This is a genomic window from Achromobacter sp. RW408 (assembly GCF_003184165.1).
In the GTDB taxonomy this organism is placed as follows: Bacteria; Pseudomonadota; Gammaproteobacteria; order Burkholderiales; family Burkholderiaceae_B; genus Achromobacter; species Achromobacter xylosoxidans.
The window spans coordinates 35793-41907 of the sequence record NZ_QHHO01000046.1 but is presented as its reverse complement, the minus strand read 5'-3'; the positions used below and the strand labels follow the sequence as shown (position 1 = coordinate 41907).

6 protein-coding genes are annotated in these 6115 nt (G+C 66.2%); 4 read left to right on the top strand and 2 right to left on the bottom strand.

The window, feature by feature from the left end; translation table 11 throughout:
• Positions 1 to 2: 2 nt before the first annotated feature.
• Both ccmB and ccmA read right to left on the bottom strand, forming a co-directional pair.
• Entirely contained in the window at positions 3 to 683 is a 681-nt protein-coding gene (gene ccmB, locus DK459_RS10170) for a heme exporter protein CcmB (RefSeq protein WP_054448710.1), read from the bottom strand.
• The gene (gene ccmA / locus DK459_RS10165) at positions 680 to 1306 is read right to left on the bottom strand and encodes a cytochrome c biogenesis heme-transporting ATPase CcmA (protein ID WP_006384802.1); all 627 of its coding nucleotides are present in this window, start codon (positions 1304 to 1306) and stop codon (positions 680 to 682) included. Before ccmA ends, ccmB begins: the two co-directional genes overlap by 4 nt.
• 412 nt (positions 1307 to 1718) lie before the next feature.
• Between ccmA and DK459_RS10160 the strand changes: the two genes are divergently transcribed.
• The 4 genes from DK459_RS10160 to DK459_RS10145 all read left to right on the top strand — a co-directional run.
• Positions 1719 to 1883, top strand: a complete 165-nt coding sequence (locus tag DK459_RS10160; protein WP_006384801.1) for a periplasmic nitrate reductase, NapE protein — start codon at positions 1719 to 1721, stop codon at positions 1881 to 1883.
• 38 nt (positions 1884 to 1921) lie between these two features.
• Positions 1922 to 3142 (top strand): pentaheme c-type cytochrome TorC, encoded by a 1221-nt coding sequence (gene torC / locus DK459_RS10155; protein ID WP_006384800.1) that lies wholly within the window; start codon positions 1922 to 1924, stop codon positions 3140 to 3142.
• Positions 3143 to 3149: 7 nt separating this feature from the next.
• A complete protein-coding gene (gene torA, locus DK459_RS10150; RefSeq protein ID WP_020927174.1) occupies positions 3150 to 5663 on the top strand; it encodes a trimethylamine-N-oxide reductase TorA in 2514 nt (837 codons plus the stop codon).
• 59 nt (positions 5664 to 5722) lie between these two features.
• The coding region (locus tag DK459_RS10145) for a molecular chaperone TorD family protein (RefSeq protein WP_233256791.1) at positions 5723 to 6115 on the top strand (393 nt) is incomplete at its 3' end.

The following is a 6115-nucleotide window of genomic DNA, read 5'->3' as shown; positions in this document are numbered from 1 at the left end:
CTTCATTCTTCGACGGCGAAGCGCAGCGCCAGGACACAGGCGGGCGGGGCCAGCGCCAGCGCCGCCAGCAGCGCGCCGCCAAGCAGCAGGAACGCGGTCGTGGGCGGCTGGCCCGTGGCGCAGGCGGACACGGAGCCCGCGCCGAAGATCAGCACCGGCACGAACCAGGGCAGCAGCAACAGGGCCTGCAGCACGCCGCCGCCGCGCATCCCGAGGGCCAGCGCGGCGCCGATCGCGCCGACCAGGGCCAGTACCGGCGTTCCCAGCGCGAAAGATAGCGACAGGGTCAGGCGCGAACACTGACCCAGGTCAAACAGCAGGCCCATGAGGGGCGCCACGGCCACCAAAGGCAGACCGGTTCCGATCCAGTGCGCCGTGATCTTGGCCAGCACCCAGAGCGTGGCGGCGCCCGGCGAAAGCAGCAGTTGTTCGAGCGTGCCGTCGGCGTGGTCCTGCGCGAACAGTCGATGCTGCGACAGCAGCGTGGCGAGCAGCGCGGCGACCCATAGAACGCCGGGTCCGAGCGCGCGCAGCAAGGACGCATCGGCGCCCACGCCCAGCGGGAACAGGCAGGCGACCAGCACGAAGAAAAGCAGCGAGACAATGGCGTCGGCCCGGCCGCGGCCAAGCAGCAGCAGGTCGCGCCGCAGGACGGCGAAGAAGGGGCTGTCCTGCCACGTCATGGCGTGTGCGGGCCAAGGTCGAGGGTGCGCACCGGCCGGTCGAAGGCAACCTCCTGGTGCGTGGTCAGCAGGACGCGTCCGCCGTTGTCGCAATGGCTTGCCAGCGTCCGTGTCAGCGCCGCCACCGTGGCCGCGTCGAGCAGGTTGAAGGGTTCGTCCAGGATCCACAGCGGCCGCGCCGGGCGCAGCGACAGCCGCGCCAGCATCACGCGGCGCCGCTGGCCGCGCGACAGCACACGCGCCGGCAGGTCCAGCAGCGCCGCCAGGTCCATCCGGCAGAGGGCGTCGCGACAGGCTGCCGTGCTGACGGCATCGGCCTGGGCCTGGCACAGGAAGCGCAGGTTCTCGAGGGGGGTGAGGGAATCGGCGAGGGCGTCGGCATGGCCCAGGTAGAGCAGGTGCTGGCGGTAGGCCGGCCCCAGGCGGTGGATGTCGGCCCCGCGCCAGCACACCGTGCCGGCGTCGGCGCGCGCCAGGCCGCACAGGATGCGCAGCAGGCTGGTCTTGCCATGGCCGTTGGGCGCGGTCACGCGCAGCAATTGCCCGGCGCGCAGCTGGAACGACACGTCTTCGAACAGCAGACGGGTTCCTTTCGAACAGGTGAGCCCTTCCGCTTCAAGCATGGCCGGCGCCCATCCAGATACTCATGACAACAATCCCCGCTGCATCAAGGGCGGCGCGAAGCCGATAACGGGATGGGATATTAATGAATCCAGGCCGCGGTTTTGCGTGGCCGTGGCGCATTTGGATTTATGTCGGACGCGTTTACCGTTGGCTGCATCATGGCGCCGATCGCCACGCGACCGTATGCGTTTTCGAGCGCTGGCGGGCCGTGGCTTCAGATCGGTCTGAGTAATGGGCGCGATGGCGCGTGTGACCCGCGGCGCTTGACGGAGATCAACATGCGGGGGCCGGCCGCGCGTCGATCATGAAAAGGCATCGAACCGCCAACGGCCCTCGCGGGGACCGCCGGCCTTGCTTGTGCCGCGGCGCGGTTCGACGTAGTAGCCGTTCATATCCAAATAGTTGTACTCCGTGAAAAGCAAACCCAAGCACAGCAGCAATGGTGGTGGGGCCGAGTGGGCAAAGTTCCTGTCGCTGGCCTTTGTAGCGTGTCCCGTCGTGGCGTTTCTGATGATCTGCGTGTACGGATTCATCGTCTGGTTCGGTCAAATCCTGTTCTGGGGGCCGCCGACATGAATGCGCCGTCCGAGAAAAACGCAGCCTGAGCCACCGACATGAAAAATCCCTTCAAGATCGCCAAGTCCATCATCCAATGGATGGGCGCGCTGTTGCTGCGCCCCGCCACCCGCATCGGCCTGGGCGTGCTGGTCATCGGCGGGTTCCTGGGCGGCGTCACGTTCCTGGCGCTGTTCAACACCGGCATGAACGCCACCAACACCGAGGCGTTCTGTATTTCCTGCCACTCGATGCGCGACACCGTGCTGCCGGAACTGCAGCAGAGCGTGCATTGGAAAAACCGTTCGGGCGTGCGCGCCCACTGTCCGGACTGCCACGTGCCGCATGACTTCACCTCGAAGGTCGCGCGCAAGATGCAGGCCTCGCGCGAAGTGCTGGGACACCTGATGGGCACGATCGGCACGCCCGAGAAATTCCAGGAACACCGCATCGTGCTGGCCACGCGCGAGTGGGCCCGCTTCAAGGCCAACAATTCCAAGGAATGCCGCAACTGCCACGATTACGCCAGCATGGATTTCGACAAGATGCGGGTGACCTCGCAGACCACCATGCACGGCGCGGCCGAGCGCAATGCCAGTTGCGTCGACTGCCACAAGGGCATCGCGCACCGATTGCCCGAGGTCAAGTCACAGGGCAACCCGGCGCTGGCGGCGCTCACGGCCGACGCGCGCGGCGCGGCCATCGACGCCGGCCGCGAGTACTACAGCGTCATGCCGCAGCCGATCTACGCGGACGAGGGCCTGGACCGCGAGATCGGCGCCATCGAGATCGCCACCGGCGTGAAGGTGCTGCAGAAGAAAAAGGACGCGGTGCAGGTCGAATTGCAGCTCTGGAGGAAGAACAAGGGTTACGCCCGGGTGCTGTACGGCCAGTTCGGCCTGAACATCACCAGCGCCGTGCTGAGCCAGGAGGTGTCGCGCGACGACGGCGTGGTCCATGTCATCGAAAGCCGGATCGACGATGTGACCGGCCTGCAATGGCAGAAGATCGCCGCCACGGTCTGGCTGCGCGGCGGCGGCCTGGTGGCTGACGTCGCGCCGATCTGGACGGCGGCCAGGAAGAGCTATTCGCAGAGCTGCAGCGTCTGCCACCGCCAGCCGAACGAGGCCTCGCACGACGCCAACCAATGGCCCGGGCTGTTCGGCGGCATGGTCGGCTTCACCAACATGGACGACCAGACCGCCAAGCTGGTCCTGAAATACCTGCAACTGCATTCCTCCGATTTTGCTGCAAAGGACAGTGTGGCCGCGGCCCACTGAGAAAGACATGAAACTCTCCCGTCGTCGTTTCCTGGGTGGTGTCGCCGCCTCGCTGGGTTCCATGGTGGTGCCGCCGCTGTTGCGCAATGGCCGCGTGCTGCGCGCCGCCACGCTTGGCGATGAGGACGCCGGCCCGGGCCGCTGGCGGTTCTCCGGCGCGCACTGGGGCGCATTCCGCGCCCGGGTCGTGGCCGGCCGCGTCGTGGAAATCAAGCCTTTCGAGTTCGACAAGCATCCGACGCCGATCCTCGATGGCACGCTGGACGTGCTCTACAGCGCCTCGCGGGTGCGCTATCCGATGGTGCGGCTCGACTGGTATCGCAAGCGCGGCGCCGCGGGCCAGGCGCTGCGCGGCGACAACCGCTTCATCCGGGTCGGCTGGGACGAGGCGCTGGACCTGGTCTACGACGAGCTCGAGCGGGTGCAGCGCGACCATGGCCCCTGGGCGCTGCATGTGGGCAACGTCGGCTGGCGCTCGGTGGGGCTGATGCACAGCTGCGGCAACCACATGCTGCGCGCCATGGGCATGCACGGCTATAGCGTCGGCACCGCGGGCGACTACTCGACCGGGGCCGGCCAGACCATCCTGCCCTACGTGCTGGGTTCGACCGAGGTGTATTCGCAGGGCACGTCCTGGGACATCATCCTCAAGGAAACGCGGGTGCTGGTGTTCTGGGCCAGCGATCCCATCAAGAACCTGCAGGTCGGCTGGAACACCGAAACGCACGAGGCCTATGCCTATTTCGAGCAGCTCAGGCAGAAGGTCGCGAAGCGTGAAATCACGGTGATCTGCGTCGATCCGGTGAAAAGCAAGACGCGCAACTACCTGGACTGCGAGCACCAGTACGTCAATCCGCTGACCGACGTGGCCTTCATGCTGGGCATTGCCCACACCTTGTGGAAAGAGAACCTGTACGACGCTAAGTTCCTCGAGACCTATGCGGTCGGCTTCGACGAGTTCATCGCCTACGTCGAGGGCAAGACCGAGGACAAGATCGAACGCACCCCGGAATGGGCCGCGTCGATCTGCGGCGTGCCGGCGCAGCGCATCCGCGAGCTGGCGCGCCTGATGGCGGCCAATCGCACGCAACTGATGTTCGGTTGGGCGATCCAGCGCCAGCAGCATGGCGAGCAGCCTTACTGGATGGGCGCGATCCTGGCCGCGATGCTGGGCCAGATCGGGCTGCCCGGCGGCGGCATCAGTTATTCGCACCACTACAGTTCGGTGGGCGTGTCGGCCTCGGGCGCGTCGATGCCGGGCGCGTTTCCGCTGAACCTGGATACCGGCCGCAAACCCCGGCACGAGAACGACGACTACCAGGGGTACAGCGCCGTCGTGCCGGTGTCGCGGGTGATCGACGCCTTGCTGGAACCGGGCAAGGAAATCAACTTCAATGGCCACAAGGTCAAGCTGCCGCCGTACAAGGTGGCGATCTTCTCGGGCTGCAACCAGTGGCACCGGCAACAGGACCGCAATCGCATGAAGCGCGCGTACCAGAAGCTGGAAACGGTGGTGGCCATCGACTACAACTGGACCGCCACCTGCCGCTTCGCCGATATCGTGCTGCCGGCCTGCACCCCCTACGAGCGCAATGACATCGACGCTTACGGTTCCTATTCGAACCGCGGCGTGATCGCCATGCACAAACTGGTCGATCCGCTGTACCACTCGCGCTCGGACTTCGATATCTGGACGGACTTCTGCAAGCGCATGGGACGCGACGTGGAATACACGCGCAACATGAACGAGATGCAGTGGGTCGAGTCGCTGTACGAGGATTGCCGCAAGGAAAATGCCGGCAAGGGCTTCGACATGCCGCCGTTCGCGCAATTCTGGGAGCAGGGCTACGTGCTGTTCCCGGAGGGCAAACCGTGGGTGCGCCACGCCGATTTCCGCGAAGACCCCGAGGTCAACGCGCTGGGCACGCCGTCCGGGTTCATCGAGATCTACAGCCGCAAGATTGCCGGCTTTGGCTACCGCGATTGCAAAGGGCATCCGGTCTGGATGGAAAAGGCCGAACGCTCCCACAACGGTCCGCGATCGGACAAATTCCCGCTCTGGCTGCAGTCGGCGCATCCGGATACCCGCCTGCATTCACAAACCTGCGAATCGCCCTCGCGGCGCGCCACCTACACCATCCAGGGGCGCGAACCGGTCTACCTCAATCCCGACGATGCCCGTCAGCGCGGCATCAAGCATGGCGACCTGGTGCGGGTGTTCAACGACCGTGGGCAATTGCTGGCCGGCGCGTCGCTTTCGGCCAACTTCCCCCCCGGGGTGGTGCGCATCCAGGAGGGCGCCTGGTATGGGCCGACCGGGCCGGAGATCGGCGCGCTGGACACCTATGGCGATCCCAACACGCTGACGCTGGACGTCGGCACCTCCGAGCTGGCGCAGGGGCCAAGCCCCAACACCTGCCTGGTGGAAATCGAACCGTACAAGGGCGTGGCGCCACCGGTGACCGCGTTCGGCGGCCCGACCGAGGTGGATATCGATGGCAAGGCACTGGCCCGGCATTGAGGCCTCGGCCGGCGCGGAACGCCGACCGGTGTGGATCCTGTGATTTCATGGAGCATGCGTTGAACCTTGCATTATCCGACCCGGACTGGGGCGCGGCCTGCCAGCTGCGTTCGCAGCTGTATGGGTGGTTTTCCACCGTTTTTGCCAGGGAAATGGAACCCGGCGCCATGGCCTTGTGCCAGGGCGGCGGCGCCGATCATTTGCTGGCGGTGTTCAAGGCGCTTGGGCTTGGCCGGCAGGCCGATGCTGTGGCCGCCGTGTTCAAGGCATGGGCGGGGCACCCCGACGCGCCGTTGGAAAACGCGGCCGACTTCGCCGCGCTGTTCCTGCTGGAGGGGCGGGCGGCGCCCATTCCCTACGCCTCGCATTACCTGGAGGAAGGTGGGCAGCTGTACGGCGAGCCGGCGCGGCTGATGCGCGCGTTCCTGGAGTCCAGCCAGTTGCGGCTGGAC